22 protein-coding genes and 1 other RNA gene are annotated in these 22163 nt (G+C 39.4%); 6 read left to right on the top strand and 17 right to left on the bottom strand.

Going from position 1 to position 22163, the window contains the following annotated elements:
• Positions 1–100 precede the first annotated feature (100 nt).
• From ssrS to KQI58_RS14635, 3 genes are all read left to right on the top strand, one after another.
• Positions 101–294: non-coding RNA, 6S RNA (gene ssrS / locus KQI58_RS14625), on the top strand.
• A gap of 66 nt (positions 295–360) precedes the next feature.
• On the top strand, positions 361–645 hold the full coding sequence (locus KQI58_RS14630; RefSeq protein WP_216409791.1) for a hypothetical protein: 285 nt from the start codon (positions 361–363) through the stop codon (positions 643–645).
• Between the two features lie 126 nt (positions 646–771).
• Positions 772–1242 carry a universal stress protein gene (locus KQI58_RS14635; RefSeq protein ID WP_216409792.1) on the top strand — a complete coding sequence of 157 codons (471 nt, stop codon included), beginning with the start codon at positions 772–774 and terminating at the stop codon, positions 1240–1242.
• Between the two features lie 72 nt (positions 1243–1314).
• Here KQI58_RS14635 and fucO read toward each other — a convergent pair whose 3' ends face one another.
• The 3 genes from fucO to crcB form a co-directional block, all read right to left on the bottom strand.
• Positions 1315–2472 carry a lactaldehyde reductase gene (gene fucO, locus KQI58_RS14640; protein ID WP_216409793.1) on the bottom strand — a complete coding sequence of 386 codons (1158 nt, stop codon included), beginning with the start codon at positions 2470–2472 and terminating at the stop codon, positions 1315–1317.
• Positions 2473–2737: 265 nt separating this feature from the next.
• The gene (locus tag KQI58_RS14645; RefSeq protein WP_216409794.1) at positions 2738–3091 is read right to left on the bottom strand and encodes a fluoride efflux transporter FluC; all 354 of its coding nucleotides are present in this window, start codon (positions 3089–3091) and stop codon (positions 2738–2740) included.
• Positions 3088–3468 (bottom strand): fluoride efflux transporter CrcB, encoded by a 381-nt coding sequence (crcB, locus tag KQI58_RS14650; RefSeq protein WP_216409795.1) that lies wholly within the window; start codon positions 3466–3468, stop codon positions 3088–3090. Before crcB ends, KQI58_RS14645 begins: the two co-directional genes overlap by 4 nt.
• Positions 3469–3604: 136 nt before the next feature.
• Here crcB and KQI58_RS14655 point away from each other — a divergent pair, with 136 nt between their 5' ends.
• Positions 3605–4279 (top strand): HAD family hydrolase, encoded by a 675-nt coding sequence (locus KQI58_RS14655; protein WP_216409796.1) that lies wholly within the window; start codon positions 3605–3607, stop codon positions 4277–4279.
• Positions 4280–4344: 65 nt separating this feature from the next.
• Here the strand turns inward: KQI58_RS14655 and KQI58_RS14660 are convergent, their stop codons facing one another.
• The 4 genes from KQI58_RS14660 to KQI58_RS14675 all read right to left on the bottom strand — a co-directional run bounded on the left by KQI58_RS14660 (position 4345) and on the right by KQI58_RS14675 (position 6534).
• The gene (locus tag KQI58_RS14660; protein ID WP_216409797.1) at positions 4345–4890 is read right to left on the bottom strand and encodes a cysteine hydrolase family protein; all 546 of its coding nucleotides are present in this window, start codon (positions 4888–4890) and stop codon (positions 4345–4347) included.
• Between the two features lie 62 nt (positions 4891–4952).
• The gene (locus KQI58_RS14665; RefSeq protein WP_016181152.1) at positions 4953–5645 is read right to left on the bottom strand and encodes a 5'-methylthioadenosine/adenosylhomocysteine nucleosidase; all 693 of its coding nucleotides are present in this window, start codon (positions 5643–5645) and stop codon (positions 4953–4955) included.
• 32 nt (positions 5646–5677) lie between these two features.
• The gene (macP, locus tag KQI58_RS14670; RefSeq protein ID WP_048717808.1) at positions 5678–5962 is read right to left on the bottom strand and encodes a cell wall synthase accessory phosphoprotein MacP; all 285 of its coding nucleotides are present in this window, start codon (positions 5960–5962) and stop codon (positions 5678–5680) included.
• Positions 5959–6534 carry an NUDIX hydrolase gene (locus KQI58_RS14675; RefSeq protein ID WP_216409798.1) on the bottom strand — a complete coding sequence of 192 codons (576 nt, stop codon included), beginning with the start codon at positions 6532–6534 and terminating at the stop codon, positions 5959–5961. Before KQI58_RS14675 ends, macP begins: the two co-directional genes overlap by 4 nt.
• Before the next feature lie 206 nt (positions 6535–6740).
• Here KQI58_RS14675 and KQI58_RS14680 point away from each other — a divergent pair, with 206 nt between their 5' ends.
• Both KQI58_RS14680 and KQI58_RS14685 read left to right on the top strand, forming a co-directional pair.
• Positions 6741–7412, top strand: coding sequence for a 5-bromo-4-chloroindolyl phosphate hydrolysis family protein (locus KQI58_RS14680; protein ID WP_216409799.1), 672 nt, complete (start codon positions 6741–6743; stop codon positions 7410–7412).
• Positions 7413–7566: 154 nt separating this feature from the next.
• Positions 7567–8757, top strand: a complete 1191-nt coding sequence (locus KQI58_RS14685) for a toxic anion resistance protein (protein WP_216409800.1) — start codon at positions 7567–7569, stop codon at positions 8755–8757.
• 107 nt (positions 8758–8864) lie between these two features.
• Here the strand turns inward: KQI58_RS14685 and KQI58_RS14690 are convergent, their stop codons facing one another.
• The 10 genes from KQI58_RS14690 to KQI58_RS14735 all read right to left on the bottom strand — a co-directional run bounded on the left by KQI58_RS14690 (position 8865) and on the right by KQI58_RS14735 (position 21736).
• Positions 8865–9728, bottom strand: a complete 864-nt coding sequence (locus tag KQI58_RS14690) for a GRP family sugar transporter (RefSeq protein WP_216409801.1) — start codon at positions 9726–9728, stop codon at positions 8865–8867.
• A gap of 75 nt (positions 9729–9803) precedes the next feature.
• Positions 9804–10826, bottom strand: coding sequence for a two-component system sensor histidine kinase SapS (gene sapS / locus KQI58_RS14695; protein WP_216409802.1), 1023 nt, complete (start codon positions 10824–10826; stop codon positions 9804–9806).
• 13 nt (positions 10827–10839) lie between these two features.
• A complete protein-coding gene (gene sapR / locus KQI58_RS14700; RefSeq protein WP_216409803.1) occupies positions 10840–11511 on the bottom strand; it encodes a two-component system response regulator SapR in 672 nt (223 codons plus the stop codon).
• A gap of 97 nt (positions 11512–11608) precedes the next feature.
• Positions 11609–11962 carry an iron-sulfur cluster biosynthesis family protein gene (locus KQI58_RS14705; protein WP_216409804.1) on the bottom strand — a complete coding sequence of 118 codons (354 nt, stop codon included), beginning with the start codon at positions 11960–11962 and terminating at the stop codon, positions 11609–11611.
• A gap of 92 nt (positions 11963–12054) precedes the next feature.
• Positions 12055–13548 carry a phosphomannomutase/phosphoglucomutase gene (locus KQI58_RS14710; protein ID WP_216409805.1) on the bottom strand — a complete coding sequence of 498 codons (1494 nt, stop codon included), beginning with the start codon at positions 13546–13548 and terminating at the stop codon, positions 12055–12057.
• A 237-nt stretch (positions 13549–13785) separates the two neighbouring features.
• A complete protein-coding gene (locus tag KQI58_RS14715; protein ID WP_216409806.1) occupies positions 13786–16206 on the bottom strand; it encodes an HAD-IC family P-type ATPase in 2421 nt (806 codons plus the stop codon).
• A gap of 164 nt (positions 16207–16370) precedes the next feature.
• Positions 16371–16880, bottom strand: coding sequence for a GNAT family N-acetyltransferase (locus KQI58_RS14720; RefSeq protein ID WP_216409807.1), 510 nt, complete (start codon positions 16878–16880; stop codon positions 16371–16373).
• A 110-nt stretch (positions 16881–16990) separates the two neighbouring features.
• Entirely contained in the window at positions 16991–17935 is a 945-nt protein-coding gene (locus KQI58_RS14725) for a 3'-5' exoribonuclease YhaM family protein (protein ID WP_216409808.1), read from the bottom strand.
• On the bottom strand, positions 17932–20562 hold the full coding sequence (locus KQI58_RS14730) for an ATP-binding protein (RefSeq protein WP_216409809.1): 2631 nt from the start codon (positions 20560–20562) through the stop codon (positions 17932–17934). The genes KQI58_RS14725 and KQI58_RS14730 overlap by 4 nt, the downstream gene beginning before the upstream one ends.
• On the bottom strand, positions 20552–21736 hold the full coding sequence (locus KQI58_RS14735) for a metallophosphoesterase family protein (RefSeq protein WP_216409810.1): 1185 nt from the start codon (positions 21734–21736) through the stop codon (positions 20552–20554). Before KQI58_RS14735 ends, KQI58_RS14730 begins: the two co-directional genes overlap by 11 nt.
• Between the last annotated feature and the right edge of the window lie 427 nt (positions 21737–22163).

Below are 22163 nucleotides of genomic sequence, written 5' to 3' on the forward strand. Positions count from 1 at the left end.
AATATACCTATAGAAGACGTAAGTGTTTTGGATTACTTCACATTTATAGATATAAGCCACTTCGTTGCGTCTCAATAATGACTGTGCTATGATTGAGATGGAAATTCTGTGATGTGCGCGTTGCCTATTTCAGTGTTGACCGAACATTTTTATTGATATCTTGGGATCTGTCTTGTGTCAAAGTTGGTAACATGCCTTTACATTTGGTAGTTCAATGCTTAGACCATGGAACCCACCTGCTGTATCTTGCGGGATCAATACTATCGGGTGAATAACGGCATCGACGGAATTTTCCATTTTTTATGGAATGAAAGCAATTTGCGTACGCAAATTGCTTTTTATTGTATAGGAGGAAAAAAGATGATCCGCATTTTATTATTTTTACTGGCACTTATCCTATTATTTTGCAGCTATTATTTGATCAAAAAACCTCAGGGACTGCTAGTTCTCTTTAGTAAGGAAACACAAGATGAGTCCCGCAGCTTTTTACGCCAATTTGGAATTATTTATGCTGTTTTAGGGATTATGGCGCTTTTGGTCGGTTTGATTAATAACCGCTCTTACTCAATGATGTATTTAATCCTACTTTTGGTTGTCGCAGCAATCTTTGCTTTATTGATGGGCTCAAAAACAAAAAAAGGTTAACAGTACCATTTTCCAGAATTTTGTTTTAAAATAATAAGTGAGAAGATAGTATATGACTTGTATTTAAGTTCTATTTTTTCTAGCAAGAAAAATAAAGACTTTAAAACGAAAAGGGAGTTGGGAACGATGGATCAAGAATATAGTAAAATCATGGTGGCAGTCGATGGCTCTAATGAAGCTGAATTGGCGTTCAAAAAAGCAGTAAATGTCGCAAAACGAAATCAGGCTGAACTATTACTAGCTCACGTCATTGATACACGCGCGTTTCAAACCGTTTCTTCTTTTGACAATGTTTTAGCAGAACAAGCAACAGATATGGCGAAGCAAACCCTAGGTGATTATGAAGCAGAAGCCAAAAAAGCGGGTGTTAAGAACATTAGTAAAGTGATTGAATATGGCGCGCCAAAAGTAATGATTGCTAATCAAATCCCTGAAAACAATCAAATTGATTTGATTATGCTTGGCGCAACTGGTCTGAATGCTGTAGAACGTTTATTTATCGGTTCAGTCTCTGAATACGTTATTCGCAATGCGGATTGTGACGTTTTGATCGTTCGTACCGATTTAGACAATAAAGTTCCTGAAGAAGACGATTAATATTAAACTTACAAAAGCGGGTGTGCTGATTAGCATACCCGCTTTTGCATTATATTATTTTTTTAAACCAGATTATTTTAGCATAGATTTATAAAGAGCTATGATCTCCTCTAATGTAGCATCCCGTGGATTTCCTGGTGAACAAACATCTCGGAAGGCATCTTCAGCAATTTTTTGTACATCCTCTTCCTTCATACCAATCTCAGTTAGACTTTGCGGAATCCCCACATCTATTCCTAATTGCTTCACGGCTTGGACTGCCGCATCACGGACCTCTGCTAATGGCATATCTGCAGCTCCTTCAACGCCCATTGCGACAGCAATTTCACGATATTTTTCGCCGGTATACTCTTTATTGAAATCCATAATCAATGGTAATAATGTTGCACAAGCGACACCGTGAGGAGTATCATACCATGCAGATAACGGATGAGCCATCCCGTGAACCAAACCTAATCCAACATTAGAAAATCCCATACCAGCGATATATTGGCCTAACGCCATTTTTTCCCGTGCTTCTTGATTTCCCGCAACTGAATCTCTCAATGCATGTCCGATAATTCCAATTGCCTTGATGTGAAGCATGTCGCTCATTTCCCAAGCTCCCTTGGTGATAAATCCTTCGATCGCATGAGTCAAAGCATCCATACCTGTTGCCGCACATAATGCTGTTGGCATTCCCATCATCATATCGCTATCAACAAAGGCAACGACCGGGATATCATGAGGATCGACACAAACAAATTTACGCTGATTTGCTTTATCCGTAATGACATAATTAATCGTTACTTCCGCAGCTGTTCCAGAAGTTGTCGGCACTGCTAAAATTGGTAAAGAAGGCTTTTTCGTTTCAGCAACTCCTTCAAGACTGATCACATCTGAAAACTCAGGATTGGTCATAATGATTCCAATCGCTTTGGCTGTATCAATTGGAGAACCACCACCGATCGCGACAATATAATCTGCTTCCGCCGCTTGACAGGCTTTGACACCCGCTTGCACATCCTCAATCGAAGGATTCGGTACGATGCCGTCAAAAATCTCGTAACTAAGCTCTGCTTCATCTAAAATCGCTGTAACCTTTGTTGCGACATCAAATTTCAATAAGTCTTTATCCGTAACAACTAGTGCTTTTTTAAATCCGCGCATTTTAGCCTCATTCGCTACCTCTTGAATTGCTCCCTTACCAAAATAAGACGTTTCATTCAAAATCATTCGATTCACTACCATTGTATTCTCTCCTTTATTGTGTTTTATTTCACATAAAATTATCCCACATAAAGAAAGCGTTTTCCATGACTTCTGATTGTAAATTCTTGCCGCAAAATAATAATAATCACATCAAAAAAACTCTACTAATGAAATTCTTCATATAGTAAAGTCTTTTAATAATCGTTCAGCGAAATAATATTGCTATATTTACAATTTACGTGTAGTTTCATGGAACCAGAAGCCTCAATAATTATTAGAAAAATAGTTCCTCCGACATTCAATTTTAGAGCTTCGAACCGATAACAATACCAATAAAGCTTAATAGCATGCCTAGTCCGTAAGATCCAAATAGATAACGATAAAACATTGGGCGATCATTTTTCCATAAAACAAATAATTCAAAGTTGTAGGTAGAGAATGTTGTATAACCACCCATAATTCCTGTTCCTAAGAAGAGGTAGATTGGATCAGACAGGTGCAGCCCGAAGAAAATCCCTAACAATAGACTTCCTGTCAAATTAATAAAAAATGTCGATTTCGGCAGGCGCTTTGTTTGCGGTTCAAAATAATTGTTTAAAGTAAAGCGCAGCATCGCACCAATTGCTGCCCCGCTTCCAACAAGCAATGTCTCAATCATTGATCCGCCACCTTTCTATGATAGACCACCTCACCTAGTACAGTCATGGCTAGGCCACCGAAAAACGATAGCAATAAATAGATAAACGCCAAGCCAATTTGACCTGATTGTACTAATTTCATTGTGTCTAAAGCAAAGGACGAGAAGGTCGTTAAAGCTCCGCAAAAACCAACACCAATCCCTAATATTAAACGGGCAGAAACATCGATGTCACTCAAAATATGCTTCACGAGCCAACTAAAAATGAAACATCCTAATAGATTAACGAGCAGCGTTCCCAAAGGAAATCCACTCACGGCAGGAATCCATACGCCCACCCAATAGCGTGCAGTACCACCAATAAAAGCAAAAAAAGCAATGACTAAATAGTCTAACATGCTGTTCATCTCCATTTTTCATTCTTTCTCACTATAAAACGATTGATAGGAAGTTGCAAATAATTCTATTTTTTTCATCTACTATTTACAAAACATGCTAAACTAGGACTATCTTTGGAAAAAGTGAGGGATATGTATGAAAGGTATTATTTTTGATTTCAACGGAACCATGTTTATGGATTCTGATCTACATGAAGCAGCCTGGCTGTATTTGATTCAAAAATATTCAGATAAAGAAATGACAGAAGAGGATATTTTAAAAAATATCCATGGCAAAACCAATGATGTGATCCTACGCAGGTTTATTTCAGAAGAGTTAACAGATAAAAGGGTTCAGGAATTGTCTGATGAAAAAGAAGCCTACTATCGAAAATCTGTTTTAGAAAGTTCTGATCACAATGATTTTACTAAAGGGTTAGTAGATGTATTAGATTATGCCGCAGCAGAAAAAATTCCTATGACGATCGCTTCAGCCTCTCCTTTAGTCAACATGGATTTCTATTTTGACTATCTTAATTTAGGTAACTGGTTTGACTACGAAAAAATGGTTTGTCACACCGGGAGCTTTCCTGGTAAACCGGCACCAGATATTTTCTTGATAGCCGCTGAGAAAATTGGTGTTAAGCCAGAAGATTGTTTAGTAATCGAGGATTCATACTCAGGACTACAGGCAGCTCAAAATGCCAAGATCGGTACGATCATCGCCATTGATCCGAGCGGGAAAAACCGTGCTGTTTTTGAAGCAGAGAACTTGGCTCAAAACGGGGTTATTGAGGATTTTACGACATTCATTTCAGATTATCTAAAATAGAAAAACATAAATAAAAACCACTCTCAAGAACCAGATGTTAATTCTGCTCTTAAGAGTGGTTTAAACTAGATAATTTTTGCTCCCAAAGTATTTCTAAAATGATTCAACGCCCAGCTGTGACCAATTGCATCAAAACTTGCCACAGCTTTTTCAGGAATCACTATTTGATAGCCCAAATTGTAAGCATCTATCGCAGTGTGAAGCACACAAATGTCTGTACATACACCTGTCAGACAAAGTTCTGTAATCTGACGTTCCCGCAGACGAATATCCAAATCTGTTCCACTGAAGGCCGAGTAATGACGCTTATCGATCCAATAAACATTTTTCTCCGCTTTATTTGCTTGATAAAAATCCGCTAGCGATCCATATAAGGCACGACCATTCGTACCAATCACATTATGTGGTGGAAAGAGTTGATTTTCAGGATGGTATTGATCGCTTGGATCATGACCGTCAATCGCAAAAACGATGAAGTCTCCCTGGTCAAAATATTCTTTTGTCACAGATATTAGTTCTTGTTCGATCGCCTGACCTGCTTCGCCAGTCGTTAATTTCCCATCAGTTGCAACAAAATCATTTGTGTAATCGATCGAAAGTAATGCACGCATGAAAATTCCCCCTCTATTTATGATAGACAGATTTATTATTGATCTTCTTGCAGTCTTATTTCCTAAACTAGGTGATTAACAAACTCAATCACTAATTGTGCTGACAATGTACCTGTTCGATTAACAAACTCCTCGTGAGTTTCTGTAGCTTCACTATCAGCAGTATCGCTGATTGCCCGCACGATCAAGAATGGTATTCCAAATTGAGCGGCCGTATGTCCGATTGCCGCCCCTTCCATTTCAACAGCTAATGCATCAGGAAAAGCCGCTTTGATCTCATAGATTTTTGATGGGCTGCTGACGAAGGTATCACCTGACACAATCAAGCCGACATGTGCCGTTTGATTCATTTTCTTGCTGGCTTCCAGCATTTCGCTTTTTAGATAAGTCGAGCTTTCAAAATATAAAGGCATCCCCGGTACCTGACCAATTTTATAGCCAAAGGTTGTTGCATCAACATCGAAATAGGCAACATTATCCGCGATAACTAAATCACCGATTGCTAAGCCTGCACCGATCCCGCCGGCAGTGCCCGTGTTGATCACCATATTTACTTTATACTGTTGAATTAAGACCGATGTCGTAATTGATGCCAAAACTTTTCCAATTCCTGATTGAACAACGATTACTTCATGATTTCCCAGACTTCCTGAAATGAATAATGCACCTGATTGCTCCCAAGATAATGGATGCTCTAAACTTTCACGTAATGCTTTTACTTCTGGTTCCATTGCACCGATAATTCCGATTTTCATAATCATTCCCCTATTTCCTACTAAATTTTCGATTAAACAAAAAATACTAACAGCATAACCACGATCAATAGTAATAATACTATGATTATCGCTTTATTTAGAAAACTGCTGCGCTCTTTTTGTTTTACTCGCTCACTGCTTCGAGATTTAGTGACCGGTTTATTCTTTTTCAATTCTTTACGATAAACATTGCTGATTTCTTTTTCTCTTTTTTCATAGGCGCGTTCAGCAGCTTTACGTTGCTCTTCTGCCAGGCGTTCCTGTTCCTCTTTTCGCTTCCTTATTTCGCTGCGCGTCACCAAGGGTGATTGGCTCATGCGTGATCTTCCTTTCTAAATTGCATTAGTTCCCAATAATTGACCGCAAAAATTGTTTTCGCGTCACAGATCAATCCGTCTTGAATTGCCTGTTTTGCTTCCTCCATCGTTAATTCATAAAGTTCTAGGACTTCATCCTCATCCTGTGGTCGTGGATTTTCAACTTTAACCAGATCGGTTGCAGCATAGATATATAATTTCTCATTTGAAAATCCAGGTGACAAATACATTTCGTTTATGTACGTTAAGTTTTCAGTACGATAACCAGTTTCTTCTTCTAATTCTCGCAAGGCCGTTTTTTCTGGAAACTGTCCTTCGCCGGGATCAATTTTTCCAGCAGGAATCTCTAGAACTACTTTTTCTAACGGTTTTCGAAATTGTTTGACCATAATGATTTTATTTTCCTTAGTAATAGGAATAATCCCTACACCACCATGATGAAAAACCAATTCACGTTTTGCTGTCCCACCCATTGGTAAGGCAACATCATCTAAATAAACTTCAATAATCTTTCCCTTAAACAATTCTTTACGTTCTATCGTCTTTTCTTCAAAATCTTTATATTCTAACATCGCGACACCTTTCCTCCAAATAGCTTCAATCCAACGGTTCTGCCTTATTGTATCACAGAAAATTCTTATGTTTTTTCTAAATCTGAAAAATCCATCTTTAGTCCGATACTATTTCTATAGAAATTCATGCTATGATGAGCGTGTAAAGAAATCAAGTAATTTGAATAAATAATGTGAAGGGTTACTACTAGACTAGGAGGATTATTATGCGAAGGAAAATATTCCCGATCATCATCGCAGCAATCGGTATTCTCTCCTTTTTTGAAGGAGACTTCGGCGACTATATTATCTTTTTAATGCTGGCCGTTGGTTTTTGGTTGATCTATCGAGGGTTTAAAGGTCGAAAGATCCAGCCACAAAAAGAGGAATTACCATTTCTGACCAAAGAGAAAGAAGCTTATTATAAACAAATGGATATGAGTGAACGTGAAATTGAATTGTTCCGTGAAACAATGAATCTTTCCAAACAGCAAGTTTTACGTTTACAACAAAATATCCAAAAAAATGCCAAGCTTAAAGCGATTGACTTACGCCACGAAACCTTGAAAGCGGCGAAAGCATTGTTTAAGGAATTGGTAAAAGATCCAAAACGTTTACCTGAAGCTAGTCAATTTCTTTATACACACTTACCAAATATCGTGGATTTAACCGATAATTATGTCGAAATTAATGGACACGAGGTTAAGTCAAAAGAAGTTTATGGTAAACTAGAAGAAAGCGCACAGATTATTGATCAAATGGCAGATTTAATCGTGAAAGACTATCAACAATTCGTTGCCGAAGACTTAGAGGACATGGATGTTGAAATATCGATCGCAAGAAAAAATCTCGACCAAGATCCTGATCTGACCACCAATTTAAAAACAAAAAACAGCTAAAAAGAAAAGCTTAATGAACTCGCTCAGCTTTTGAGCAATAAGACTCAAATTTGGACAAATTTTCGCTTATTGTCGAGAAAGCTAGTTCATTATGCTAAACATCAACAAAAAAATCTAGCTTAAGCTAGATTTTTTTCGAACAGGAGGACACACAATGGAACCGGAAAATAAACCAGAGACCACATCGGTCGACAGCACTTTAGACGATCTACTTAGCAACCCTTTTGGCACTGATGCTCTAACCCCCGTTCAACAACAAGAAATCTCTCACTTGCAGTCGCAAGAACAAGCTGACCGCTTAGTGGATAAATTACCTGAAGAACGACAAGCGCAAGCTCGGGAACTTGCAAAAAAAATCGACGTGAACGATTCACAGGCCGTGATTAGTTATGGCTCAACCGCTCAAACAAAGTTAAGCGAATTCTCGCAATCAATGCTGAACACTGTTTCTTCACAAGATATCGGTCCAATTGGCGATTCATTGAATCAATTAATGTACCGCTTAAATGAAGCCAATCCTGATGAACTACGTGTCGGCGAAGGCAACATTTTCCAAAAAATGTTTGGTAAAGTGAAGCAATCCATTTATGAAATCACAACGAAATATCAAAAAATCGGTGCACAGATTGATAAGATCGCAACGAAATTGAATGTGGAAAAAGATGGCCTGCTAAGAGACAACCAAATGCTAGAAACTCTTTACAATAAGAATAAGGATTACTTTGATGCGTTAAATATTTATATTGCTGCAGCTGAATTGAAGATTGAAGAAATGAAGCTTACAACAATTCCTGCCGCAACAGAAAAAGCGCAAGCTTCTGGTGATCAAATGGACGTTCAAGTGGTAAACGATTATACGCAATTTTTAGATCGTTTAGACAAACGTACCTACGATTTAAAACTTGCACGTCAAATCACGATTCAGCAAGCACCACAAATTCGCTTGATCCAAAATACGAACCAAGCTTTGGCTGAAAAAATTCAAGCCTCAATCAATACGGCGATTCCATTATGGAAAAACCAAGTAGCCATTGCTTTGACACTATTACGTCAAAAAGATGCTGCTACAGCACAGCGCCAAGTTTCTGAAACAACCAATGATCTATTGAAGAAAAATTCAGAGATGCTGAAGATTTCAACCATCGAAACCGCCAAAGAAAACGAGCGCGGTATCGTTGATCTAGACACGTTGCAACAAACACAAAACGATTTAGTCGAAACATTAGAAGAAACATTACGCATCCAAAAAGAAGGTCGCGAACGCCGGCAAGCAGCCGAAATCGAGATTGGTCATATGGAAAACGACTTAAAACAAAAACTAATGGAATTAAACTCTGGACAATAAAAACGCGTTTTCGGATACTTCATACGAGGTATCCGATTTTTATTTGTTTCAATAGAAAAAGCTTGCCATATCACTTTGGCAAGCTTTTATTACTGTAAAATGTTGTATTAAGATTTCATATAGCCTAATACGACACCACCGACAATAATCAATAGACAGCCGATAATAACGTAGTACATTTCCTTTTTAGTTTTACGTTCTCCTAAAAGGAAAATGCCGCCAAGGGTTGAAATGATGATTCCCATTTGTGACAATGAAAACCCAATTGCTAGACCAATATTTTGAACAGTCAACAGCATACAGATATTTCCAATACCCCACAATAGACCTGAAGCCATATTACGCCATACATAGCGATCAACCTTGGCCTTACGAAAGGCGAAGAAGCTGGCGCCAATTAGCATTCCGACACTCTGCGGTAGAATAATCGCTAACGGATCAAGCCCAGCCCAAGTAATAATGATCGTATAGACACCATAACCAAGAGTTGAAAAGATCAATGCGCGGAAACCTTTACCAAAGTTTAGCATGCTGTCGTCTGACTGCACACCGCTTTCGTCATCCTTACGAGCCGTTAAATAAGCTCCCAAAACAAGTAATGCCAACGCGATAAAGCCTAAAACAAAGTCCTTCGTCTTCGTCCATTCATGAAAGAACACGGCGCCGGCCAAAGTATTCAAAATCAATTGAAAACCTGTTGAGATCGGTAAGCCAACCGATACTCCCATAAATTTCATGCCGTGAAACTGGCCGTTCTGACCAATTGACCAAAAGAGACCTGACAGGAATCCAATTAACATTATCCAACTATTCATTGCTGGTTGAACGATGAAAAAAGTCACTAATGCAAAAACAAAAGCCCCCATCGTCATTCCTAAGGTTTGCTGGTTGGCGTCCCCGCCTAATTTCCCGCTCACCAAACCAATACTTCCCCATGCTACCATTGGTATTAGGGCAATTAAAATACTCATAAACTTACTCCCTTCAATTCACAACTGAAATAGTTTAGCGAAAAAAAGGAAATTTAGCAATCAAAAACTAAAAATTTAACGTTCTTCATGATAATAATCTAATCGTGGGAAAAACAAAGTCATAGTAGTTCCCTCATTGACTGTGGATTCTGCACTCAGCTCGACTCCCAGCTTGCCAGCCAAGGTTTTGGCTAGATATAATCCAAGTCCAGTAGAATGTTGTTGTGCTTTTCGCCCATTTTCACCTGTAAATCCTTTATCAAAGATTCTTCCTAAATCCTCTGAGGGTATTCCGATACCGCTATCTTGCAATATCAGAGCAACACCGCCATTTCTTGCTTCAATTTTAATATTAATTTGACCATGGTCAGGCGTATATTTGATGGCATTGCTTAAAAGCTGCCGAAAAATAAACTCGATCCATTTTGCATCTGTCAGTACTTTTGCATCCTGCTCCGCCAAGGTTAGTTGTAGATTTTTTTGGATAAAGTAATTAGCCTGAGTACGGATAATTGGTTGAATAATCTTTTTCAAGGAATATTCTTGAATCAAGTAATCGTTCACGAATTCATCTGAACGAGAATAATATAGAATTTGTTCAACATATTCATCAATTTGTTGAATCTCATTTTGCAATAAGACGAACTTATCATCTGGAATATCAAATTCAATCGAATTTAAGATCAGATCCACCGCTGCTAACGGAACCTTGATTTCATGAATCCAAGAATCCATGTAATCCTTCTGATCTTTTTGACTAGCCAATAATTGCTCCAGCATCAGATGATGCTCCCGCACCTGTTGATTCACGTATTCCTGAATCAGCTGCTCTTCATTACTGGAGGCAGACTCCACAAAATGCTGAAGATGCGCATTCTCTTCCTTATCAAACGTCTTATACCACTTTTTTTTCCGATAGAAATCAATCGTGAAAAAGAGGACAACTAAAAATAATTGTAAGGTCAATAAGTAACCAAGATTGTCCCAGAAGCCATGCAGGTCCGGTGTTAACCAAACCATAAAAACCAGCAATAAGCTTAATACTGCCCATCCCGCCAAAACAAATAAGCGATCTTTTAAATACTTTGCAAATGTCATAGCTGATCCTCATTTACGGGACGATGTAGCCTTGCCCGACTTTCGTTTGAATATAATCGTCAATGCCTGCTTGTTCAATCTTGCGACGCAAACGATTAATATTGACCGTTAAGGTATTATCATCAACAAACCGTTCGTCATCCCAGAGAGCACGCAGTAGTTTATCTCGGCTCAGAATTTTTCCGTGTTGTTTCATTAAAATGAACAGCAAGCGATATTCATTTTTACTAAGATCAACAACCTCATCATTGATTGTCATGCTGCTATTATCAATGTTCAGTGTAATCCCATTGTGCTCCAGCTCTTCGCCGCTTTCTGCGTAATTATAAGAGCGGCGCAGCAGAGCATTGATTTTTGCCACTAAAATATCCACTTGGAATGGTTTCGTAACATAATCATCCGCTCCCATATTCATCGCCATGATTTGATCCATGTTCGTGTTACGGGAAGAAATGAAAATAATTGGAACCTTGGAAACTTCACGAATTTTTTGACACCAATAATAGCCGTCATAGACTGGCAAATTAATATCCAATAAAACAAGCTGCGGTGCGATCTGTTCAAATTCTTCAAAAACTTGATTAAAATCTGTTGTCTGGTAAACGTCGAATCTCCATTTGGTTAACTCTTCACCAATTAATTGACGAATCACTGCTTCGTCTTCAACGATCATGATTTTTGCCATGCTATTCCCTCACTTCTTGATCCTATCTGATTTCCTGAAAGCTTTTTTATCATCATATCAAAGAACCGAAAAAAAATGAAAGGCGATCCTCCTAAGATTAATTTTTGGTAAAATCCTTGAAGCCTAAATTGTCATCAATCATGCCGCCTTCACCAGATAAGCTGAATGTGCTGAGTCTTGGATTAAATTTGATTCGCATATCTTCCTGCAGATCTTCCTTTGAATACCCTTTGATCCAAAAATCTCCGATGTTGGAAGGAATTTTTCCGTCATAATCAGCCTTATCCATTTCCGAAGAAATAATATTAATCGAAAACTGCGTTTGCATATGAATCATCGCATGCTGAGAATAAGGACCTACGCCATCCTCAAAAGTTAACAACAATTGTTTATTCACTCCTAAATACGTTGAAAGTTTTTCTTTTGCCGCTTCATCAAGTGTGATTTTCATAATATCGACTCCCATTATTTTTTTGACTATCAAATAAAGCCCCTTTATCTGATTCTTATCATCAGACGAAGGGGCTCATTTTGCAAGAATTCTTACTTATTTAATTCTTGATCAATTTTTGCTAAATCAATTTGCGGATTTTTTGCCAAGATTTCTCGGAAAATCGGCAGTTGTTTTTGAATCTGATCCGTTTGATCATTTTCTACCTGCATGACTAGCAGAGGCTCATGTAAGCTTAATCGTAACAGCATCCAGCCCTTTCCATGAGGCTCATTCACTGAAAAACGTACCCCCTCCTGATTCTCAGGGTTCACAGAAAAGCCTGCTTTCTTCGGCAGTTCAGTCCGGAAAGTTTCGATCATTTTTTGACCATACTCTTTATAGTTCTCTCCGCTAATCGCATAGCGAATCTCAAGGGTTTCTAATGGCTGCTCTAACTCCGCCATCAAATCGGTCAACTCACGATTTTCTTTTTGTAGTTTCGGCAACAGCATCAATACTTTTGCAATCACGTAGGCGCCATCATCTAAGAAGTAATTCTCTTTGAACGCTGCGTGGGAGCTAGTCTCGATCGCTAATTGACAATCGATACCTTCCTCATTCAGTTCGATTGCCTTGTTGATGACGTTGCGATAGCCAGAAATATAACGATATTGCTTGCCGCCTTTTTCCTCGATAAAGTTTTTTAAATGATCCGAGGTTGGAGAATTTGTCACAATCGTACTCCCGGGATGCTCTTGCAAAACAATCGCAGATAAAACCGCGATCAAATTATTTCGATTAATCATCTGCCCGTCCTTTGAAACAATCGCCGAACGATCCACATCTGTATCAAAAATCACTCCTAAATCCGCTTGATTGTCTAATACAGCCTTTTTGATACTTGCCATTGCTTCTTTATTGTCAGGATTCGGAATATGATTTGGAAAATGACCATCAGGCTCTAAAAATTGTGAGCCGCTAGTATCAGCACCCAGAACCGCTAAAACTTTGTCCGCAAAGTAACCACCGGCACCATTGCCGGCATCAACAACAATTTTTAATCCTTTTAATGGCTGTTCATTTCCGCTGCCTCGTTGGATTTTTTCAACTAGATCAGCCGCGTAACGTGACAGCAAATCCGCTTGCTTCACACTTCCGTCTGCTGCTTCACTTGCTTCAGTGTGCGTCAAAATATAAGCGATATCACTTTTCTCCGCACCGCCAGTTTGACTGAAAATCTTGATCCCATTGAAGTAAAAAGGCAAGTGACTCGCTGTCAGCATGATCCCTGCATCACAGGCAAACTCTTCAAACTGTGTTGCCATAAACAAGGCCGGAGTCGTAGCCAACCCAAAATCCAACACTTCGCAACCTGCCGCCTCAAAAACGGCGATCATGGCATTCTTCAACTCTGGACCAGTCAAGCGACTGTCATGTCCGATCCCGATTTTAAAGGGACGCGGGACCCCTTTATTCGACAACCAATTTAGAATGCCATTTGCAATCAAATGAGTTTCTTCAATACCCAAATTTTTCACTTTATCCTCTGCCGTGATAGCGATTCCACGAATGTCTGAACCATTTTGCAATTTTGTTAACTCCATTGATAAATTCCTCCTTCTTACTCCCACTATTTTTTTCATGCGGACTTACCATCCAACTACGTAATTCCAGCTTTTTAATTGCTTTCAATACTGATTCGATCTTACTCACTAAATAACCTATGGAAAATTGGATTAACATCCTTTATTCATACTTTTAGTTCATTATACCAAAAATCCCGAAAAAGAAAGCCTTTTCCGGGATTTTTTATTAATTTAAGTATTTTCTACTCTTCAAAATTAAATGACACGAGACTTCGGGTTCTTTTTCGCCTGCCGCTTCTCCTGCCAACGAATGCGCCATCCGACTAAGACATCCATTACAAAAGTCAATCCTTTGAACAACCAATAAATACCAAAGGTTAAAGGAAGAACAAAGAATAAATTGCGATTCCAAAGCTTGTCGAAATCAAAAAATTCTCTAAAGAAGAGGTAACAGCTTAGATAAGCCGTGCTCAAAACAGCGATCAAAGCAATTTTTTTCTTATCCAACGGGAAGGAAACTTTATACAACACCAGCAACCCGACACACCCCGTCAAGAAAACCGACATTGTGGATGTTGCCTGATAGTCCAATTCAAATAATACATTGGCTAATTGAATTATCATTACCGCACTAACAACAGTCAATGCTCCTGGTAAAGACACCCGTAAAATATTATTTAAGAAATCCCCCTTGATGCGTTCATAGCTTGGCTTCAATGCCAAGAAAAAGGAAGGAATTCCTACGGTTAATGCGTTAATAGGTGTTAATTGCACCGGCTCAAAAGGATAAGGGTTTGTTAGAATCATGAAAATCACTGCCAAAATTAACGAATAGATTGTCTTCACCAAATACATCGAAGCTACTCGTTCAATATTATTGATGACGCGACGCCCTTCATTCAACACATTTTGCATTCTTGAAAAATCAGAGTCTAACAAAATGACATCGGAAGCGGCCCGAGCTGCGCTGCTTCCATTTGCCATCGCTACCCCAATATCTGCTTCACGTAAAGCCAATACATCATTGACGCCATCACCTGTCATACAGACTGTATGATTTCCCTTTAGTGCTTGGATCAAGGATTGTTTTTGTTTTGGTGTCACTCGTCCAAAGACCGTCGTTGTGTCAACTAAAGCCTTGTAATCAATCGGTTCATCTAAGCTAGACATATCGATAAAAGTTTCCGCATTTTTTATTCCTGCTTTTTGGGCAATTTTTGAAACAGTTAGCGGATGGTCTCCTGAGATCACCTTCAGCTGGACATCTTGTTTTTCAAAATAGCCAAAGGTTTCCCGTGCATTTTCCCTCAAATTATCAGAGATGATCAGCGTTGCTAATAGACGCGGTTCATAGACCATTTCTTCTTCCAATGTTCCAGGATATTCCACCAATACTAGCACACGTTGCCCTTCTTCTAAATAAGGCTGAAGCTTATTCTGCATGTCAGCAGACATATTATTGAAAATAAACTCTGGCGCGCCAAAAGCAAAGCTGCCTTGTTCCTTAAACGTTACTCCACTCCACTTTCTTGCCGAAGAAAATGGCACAATTTTTTCCGCTTCCCAATCAGAAACAACTGGGAAAGCTTCTCGTAACGCTTTGGCAGTAGCATTTTGATCCTTCAATTGATTCATTAAAGCACCCATAATTGTGTTCAAGCGATTATCAGAAATTCCTTCTAATAATGCTTCTTCAAATTTCAATGTACCATCAGTGATCGTGCCTGTCTTGTCCAAACATATAACATCCACGCGTGCTAACGTTTCGATAGAAGGCAAAGCCTGTACTAATACCTTTTTCCTTGCTAGATTTGCTGCCCCTACAGCAAATGCCACACTCGTCAGCAGCATCAATCCTTCAGGAATCATGCTTACTAATGCCGCGACCGTTCCTAAAACAGCCTGTTTGATTGAATCAGATGCCTGGTACTGGCTATAAAATAGTCCTAAACCTACTGGAATGATTACAATCGTCAAAACTGCGATCATGCGACTCAATACTTTGGTCAATTCGGAACTGCCTGTTTTTTTCGTTTTCGCTTCACTAGTCAACTGTTCAGCAAAATTATCTTTTCCTACGGCTGTTCCTTGATAAAAACATTCGCCAGCAGTCACAAAACTTCCGCTAAATAGTTTATCTCGCAGCGATTTCTGTACACGATCCGCTTCACCAGTCAATAAAGACTCGTCCACCTCAACACCAGCACCAACCAATAAATTCCCATCTACTGGCACTTGATCACCATTACGTAAATGGAGCACATCGCCCAAAACAATCGCTTCTTGGTCAATCTGCTTTAATTTCCCTTCTCTTAAAACGACCGCTTTCGTCTTCGCTAAAACCGATAATTTATCAATCGTGTGTTTTGCACGTAATTCTTGGATAATCCCAATTAACGTATTAACAATGACCACGCCAAAAAACAACGTATTTTTGGGAGAGCCTACTAGTAGCACCAACAATGCCAAAACGAAATTAAGAATATTGAAAATATTAATCGTATTTTCTTTGATAATCTCCTTATCCGATTTCAAGAGATTCTCTTCCACTTGATTCGTCTGACCTTGTTCAATTTTTTCCTGAACCTCAGAAGCTGTTAAGCCTGATAAATCTGCGGGGATCTCTACATTATCAAAAGTTTCTTCCACCGTTTGAACTACTTCCTTTTTCTTCATCCGGTTTCACCTCATCTCATTTGCAACTACGTAGTCTTTAGTCACAAAATTTATTTCTCTATGTTTATCTTACCACTACTTTCATTTTAATTCGGGATTGAGCATTGCACTTAAGCAAGTCATAAATTATCATTAAACAAAAAAAAGCCGCAATAACCTGCGACTTACTTTTTGATCCTATATACATAATGTAGCATGTCGACTCTGCGATAATGCTTCATGAACTCTCCACAACGGTTCATGCCGTTTCTTTCAGCAACCTTTTGCGAAGCTACATTTGTATCGCGAATGATGGAGTAAACTTCCTGTGCGTTCAGCTGTTCAAAGGCGTATTTCTTGCAAGCTTTTGCCGCTTCTGTGGCAAAACCATTGTGCCAGAATTCTCGCTGAAATAAATATCCAATCTCTAAAACGGTTTGTCCAGAAAAATCTTGCCACGTCAATCCGCATTGTCCAATCATTTCATTCTTTTGTTTTAGAATGACTGCCCACAATCCAAAACCATCCCGTTTATAATTTTTCATTTGCTTTGTCAGCCAGTTTTGTACCTCACTGTCATCGAAGGCTCCTTCATATGCATACATAGCTTGTTCATCTTGTAAGATTTTACTTAACGACTCAAGATCTGTTTGCTGTAATTCACGCAAGTACAATCTTTCTGTTTCAATAATCACCTTTGCTCACCTCGCAGCTCATTCGATTTGCATTTTTTTACGTAGTTCATCTGGATAAACTTCACTCATCTAGAAAAACTATAAAAAGCCGCGATAACTCGCGGCTTGCTCTAAATATCTTTCGGGACATAAAAACTGCGATTATCCATTCCGAAAAGCCGTTCCGTATATGTTCCTGGCTCAGCATTTTTCACGGCACTGGACATCATTTGCATCGATGCGTCGATATTATCAATTTGATGCAAAATTTCGGCTTCCATAATTCTTGGACGAACTGGTGAACCGTACTCTAACAAACCATGATGAGACAACACCATATGGCGTAAGACGACAATATCTTCATCCGCATCATTGATTTTTAATTCCGTACAGGCCTTGGTAATTTCTTCATCTACTAAAACCAAGTGACCTACTAAGTTTCCAACGACAGTATATTCAGTTGACGAAGGCCCTGTCAGCTCGATCACCTTACCTAAGTCGTGAATAATGATGCCCGCGTATAGCAATGACGCATTCAGCTGCGGATATTCTTTAACGATCGCTTTACCTAGACGCAGCATCGTCAAAGTATGAAAAGCTAAGCCGCCAGCAAAAGCATGGTGATTTCGTTTAGCAGCAGGAAACTCGAAAAATTCCTTCTGATATTTATTTAATAAGAAGCGGACGATTCGATTCCAATGGGCGTTCGTAATCTCGAACAACGTTTTATTGATCTCTTCTTCCATCTCTTCCCGCTTGATTGGTGCGCGCTCCATATAAAGAGCAGGATCATTCGGCTCTTCTGGTTTCGTTGTGCGAAGATGCATGATTTTGACCTGCGGATTCCCCTGATAGATTTCCCGCTTGCCATTTAGAAAAACAACTTGTCCAGCCTTATAGCGTTTGATTTCTTCTTCAGATGCATCCCAAAACTTGCCGTCAACTGTTCCAGAAGTATCCTGGAATGTAAAAGCGATAAATTTTTTCCCGTTTTTCGCTAAACGAACATCCGCATTCTTGATCAATACATACATCTCAAACTGCTCATCGACCGTTAATTCTTTGATTTTTTTCATCGTTGGACTCCCTTCAATTCCCAGACTGGCTGGTGAAGCTCTTGGTAATAGCTTACCATTTCTTGGTCAGATGACAAACAAATGACTTGATATTTTTCACTAAATTGCCGCAATAATTTGGCAAATTGGTATTTTCGTTGATGATCATAATGCAGCCAACCGTCATCAATGATCACTGGACACAATGGATGCTTTTGCTGCAAGGCTAGATAGGCAAAACGGAAGGCCATTATAACCTGATCTTTGGTTCCCGTTGACAAATTGTAAATGCTGAGCTGATCCACGGTTAACATTCCTTCCGAAAAGTCCAAACGACTGTGAGCATTGTTCGTCAACTCTTGAAAATAGCTTGTTGCTTGCTTTAATAGTTCCGGTAATTGCTGCTCCGACAACTCTGTTGCAATATCCTGTAATAGCTGATTTTCCAACTTCGTTACTGCATAATCAGTCGTCAATTTTTCTAACAATGCTCGTTGCTGACTCGCTCGTTGGTAAAGACTATCCAATGTTCCATCGGCTTGCATCTGTTGAATTTGTAAACGTGAACGCTGTTCTTGCTCCTGCAATTGGTGCAGCTGCTGCTCACCGATTTGAATCTCTTGTTGTAAGATACGCAAAGATTCTTCAATTTCTGCAAGCGTCGTCTCTTGTTTAAAAAGCGGCAAAACACTTTCTGTTAATTCTTTCAAACGAAGTTGCTTGTGACGCACTTCAGTCTCACGTTGTAAAAATGCTGGAATCTCCGAGGGATACGCCAAACGAAATTTATCCAATACTGACTGCTGTTGCTGCAAAAGTAGTTGCTGCTGCTTTTGGGCTTCATGAATGCGCTGCTGCAAGACAGTATTCTCTTGGTAGGTTTGGGCAAACCGAATCTGCTCCATTTCCTTCGCAAATTGCTCAAGTACTGAAAGCTTTTCTGATAAATTTTTCTCTTGCAGCGGCAGCCATTCAGCTAAGAATTCAAAACGCTGCTCCTGCTGCATCAGGTTTTGTCGTAAAGTCAATTGACGTTGCTGCAACTCTTTGCTTGCTTGAAGCTGTGACAAATAGTTTTGTGCCTGTTGATTCTCCTGCACGACCGCAAATTCATCCTCAGCGCTAGACAGATTTCTCTGGCGTAATTCTGTCTGAATCTGATCAAACAAGCGTTGCACTCTTTGCTGACTCTTTGCAACTTTTTCAGTCATTTCGGCTACTTGACCTTCATAGATATCTAATTGACCTAATTTTTCCTGCCAGGTGTCTTTATTGGCTGGTTTATTTTGCTTCAATGCACCGCCTGCTCCACAAATAATTGCCGCAGCTATCAAAACATAGCGTAACGGTGTTGGCAAGAAAAAGGCTAAAATAAAACTCACGCCTGCGGCAATAAACAACCATGGTGGATTTTTCTTCTTATTAAACAGTTCTGGATGCTTTTGTTCATACTCATTTAGACTAGCCTCTGCCTGATCCCGCTGTTCCTTCACTAAGCCTAAGCGAATTCTTTGCTCCTCCAGCTCTTTTTGTTGAGCCTGCAGCGGTGCAAAAAGCTGTTGAATCGCTGCTTCATTAGTAAATGGCCGCGGCGGCTGTTCTTGCCAGTTTGTTGGAATCGCAGTTGCTTGCGCTAATTTGACGGCAATCCGCTGCTCCTCATCCAGCATTCGAGTAATCGCCACTTTTTCATCTAATAGCTGCTGGATACGCGTCTCATTTTCTAAATAAAAATAATAGCGAGCCGATTCTTGATTGCCACTATGCTGTTGCAAGGCCGCATGTAATTTTTCCTGTTCCTTCATTAATTGCTGGTATTCGTGATAAAAATCCTGTAGTTCCGCCTGTTCCACCTCAGTTGCTGATGAAACGAGGTCTGTCTTTTGTAATTCAAGCAGCTCAGCATAGCCTGACCAATTCATCCGTTGTTGCTCTAAGACTAATTGCTGCTCCTGCAATTTACGATTCTTCGCTGCTTGTTGCGCAACTTGCCGCTTTTCTTCATCGGCCTGACGAACAAGCTGCTGAAAGCCGGATTCTTGCGCTTCCTTTTCCTTAATCTTCTGCTGTAAACTTTGATAAGTGACTAATGCTTGGTTCAACGGTTGTTTACGCCCACGAGGTCGATAAATACCTTCGTAATTATTTTTCAACTGTATTCTCTGCTCAAACAGCTCATTGCTGCCAGATAAACCTAAAGAAATCAACGCTTCGTGCAAATTTTCTTCGCTTAATACATCCAATTGCTGCAGCTGTTCCTGCTGAAAAGTAAAAACCTGACGAAACAGCTGTTGAGTTAACGGGTATAACAGCTTTTCCAATAGGTCCTCTTCGCCCTGCTGCCCGTCTTCTAGAAAAACTTGAGCCTTTCCCTTATTTTTTTGCTTATAACGTTCAATCATGACAGTACCGTAAGTTGGATGAACGATCTGCAAACGTCCGCCAAATCCACTACCGTCATTTGGCGAATAATCTTGCCCTTTTTTTCGTTTCGTAGGAAAACCGAAGAGGATCGCTTGAATAAATTGGTATAAGGTCGATTTGCCAGCTTCGTTCAAGCCATAGACTAACTGATTTTTCCTTTCAAATAGAAAGGTCTGCTGACGCCATTTGCCGAAGCTGGTGATCTCTGCTTTTTTAATCCACATCAGTGTTCCCCCTAAAACGATAGCTCTGCAGCATTTTTTCTTTCAATCTTTCTACCGTATCCAACCTGAACTCTTGATTCATCAAAGGGTGGAGCTGAGGATTTTGTTCCAGCTCGCTAAGCAATTCATTAAAAACTTCTGGTGTTTGATAAGTAGCGATCAGCTGCTCTATCAAATTTTTATCGACTGCAAGATACGGTCGTTCCGTTGGCGAATCTGCTAAAGTCACTTGCCACAGACAGATATCATTAGAAACTTCCTCCTGTAAAGCTTCCAGCAATTCTCCAGAACTAATTTGATAAGCCAATTCTTCGCCCAAATTAGCGGTATCACTAAGCTCTAAATGCAGCAAAGTCGGACAATCCACAATCAGATTACGGACCCTTGGAAATAACTCTCTCGGCTGTCTTATGTTCGCTAAGGAAAGTGTTTGTTTTTCCCAGCGAACAGCTTCCACAGAAACAGCTTTTGGAATCAGTTGATTTCCTTGACTTTCTACAAGAGTCACACCCGCTAAATTTATTTCTTTTTGAGTATGTCCTTGTGGTGTCCCCGGATAGACTACATAAGGCTGTTCAGACAAAATTTGTGGCACATGAATATGTCCCAAGGCCCAATAATCATAGCCCTTTGCGCTTATTTCTGATAGTTGAAACGGGGCATAAGGCATTTGCCCGCCATGGTACATGCCTATTTGAAAAGCAACATCTCCTTCTTTTCGAGGAAATTGCTCAGTCATCATTGTTTCAATTGTAGGATGTTGATAACTAAAACTCGTAATGGCAATTTGCTCACCCGATTTTGTTAAAAACTTTTTCGTTTCGACTTGTTCCTCATCAAATAACTGAATATTATCTGGAAAAGCAAACCAATAACGGTCTGACTGATAAAAATCGTGATTGCCAAAATTCATAAAAACCGGAATGGCAGCCTCAGCTAATCGATCCATCTCTTGGAAGAAGTATCGCTGAGTTTTTAATGTTGGGCGATTCTGATGGAAGGTATCCCCAACGAGTAAAACAAAGTCTACCGCTTGTGTGATTGCTGTATCCACGATATTTTCTAGCATTTTTTGATTTGCGTTCATTAACTTATCGCTAAAAGGCTCAGGCACACTCATCAATCCTTCAAATGAGCGGTCTAGGTGTAAATCAGCAGCATGCAAAAATTTCATTTGCTCTCCTCCTAGTCATTTTAGAAAGAAATTCAGCCACAATCGCCTTGAAAAAAACTTAATTACCAACGACAACGGTGACGTTCAATCTTGTTTATTTTACCATAAAAAAACGAAAACTTGTTCGTATTTTGATGAATCTACACTTCTACAATTAGAAAATTACTAGTAAAAAAAGCAGAATCATGGTATTATGACTATAAAGTTAAAAATAGTCACAACGTTTCTGTTTCGATCATGACTGTTTATTACCTACTTGTCGAAACAAAAAATAGGAGGTGTCCTGATCAATGTCATTAACTTAAGGCACTTGATTTTTATAAAGAGGCACAAACTCGGAACAGTTCGAATTTGTGCCTCTTTTTTTGCTTTTTTCAAGTTATACTTAAAAGAGAGAAGTCCAGTAAAGGAGGGGTTAAAAATGATG

The sequence above is a fragment of the Enterococcus raffinosus genome, assembly GCF_018917525.1.
GTDB lineage: Bacteria > Bacillota > Bacilli > Lactobacillales > Enterococcaceae > Enterococcus_A > Enterococcus_A raffinosus_A.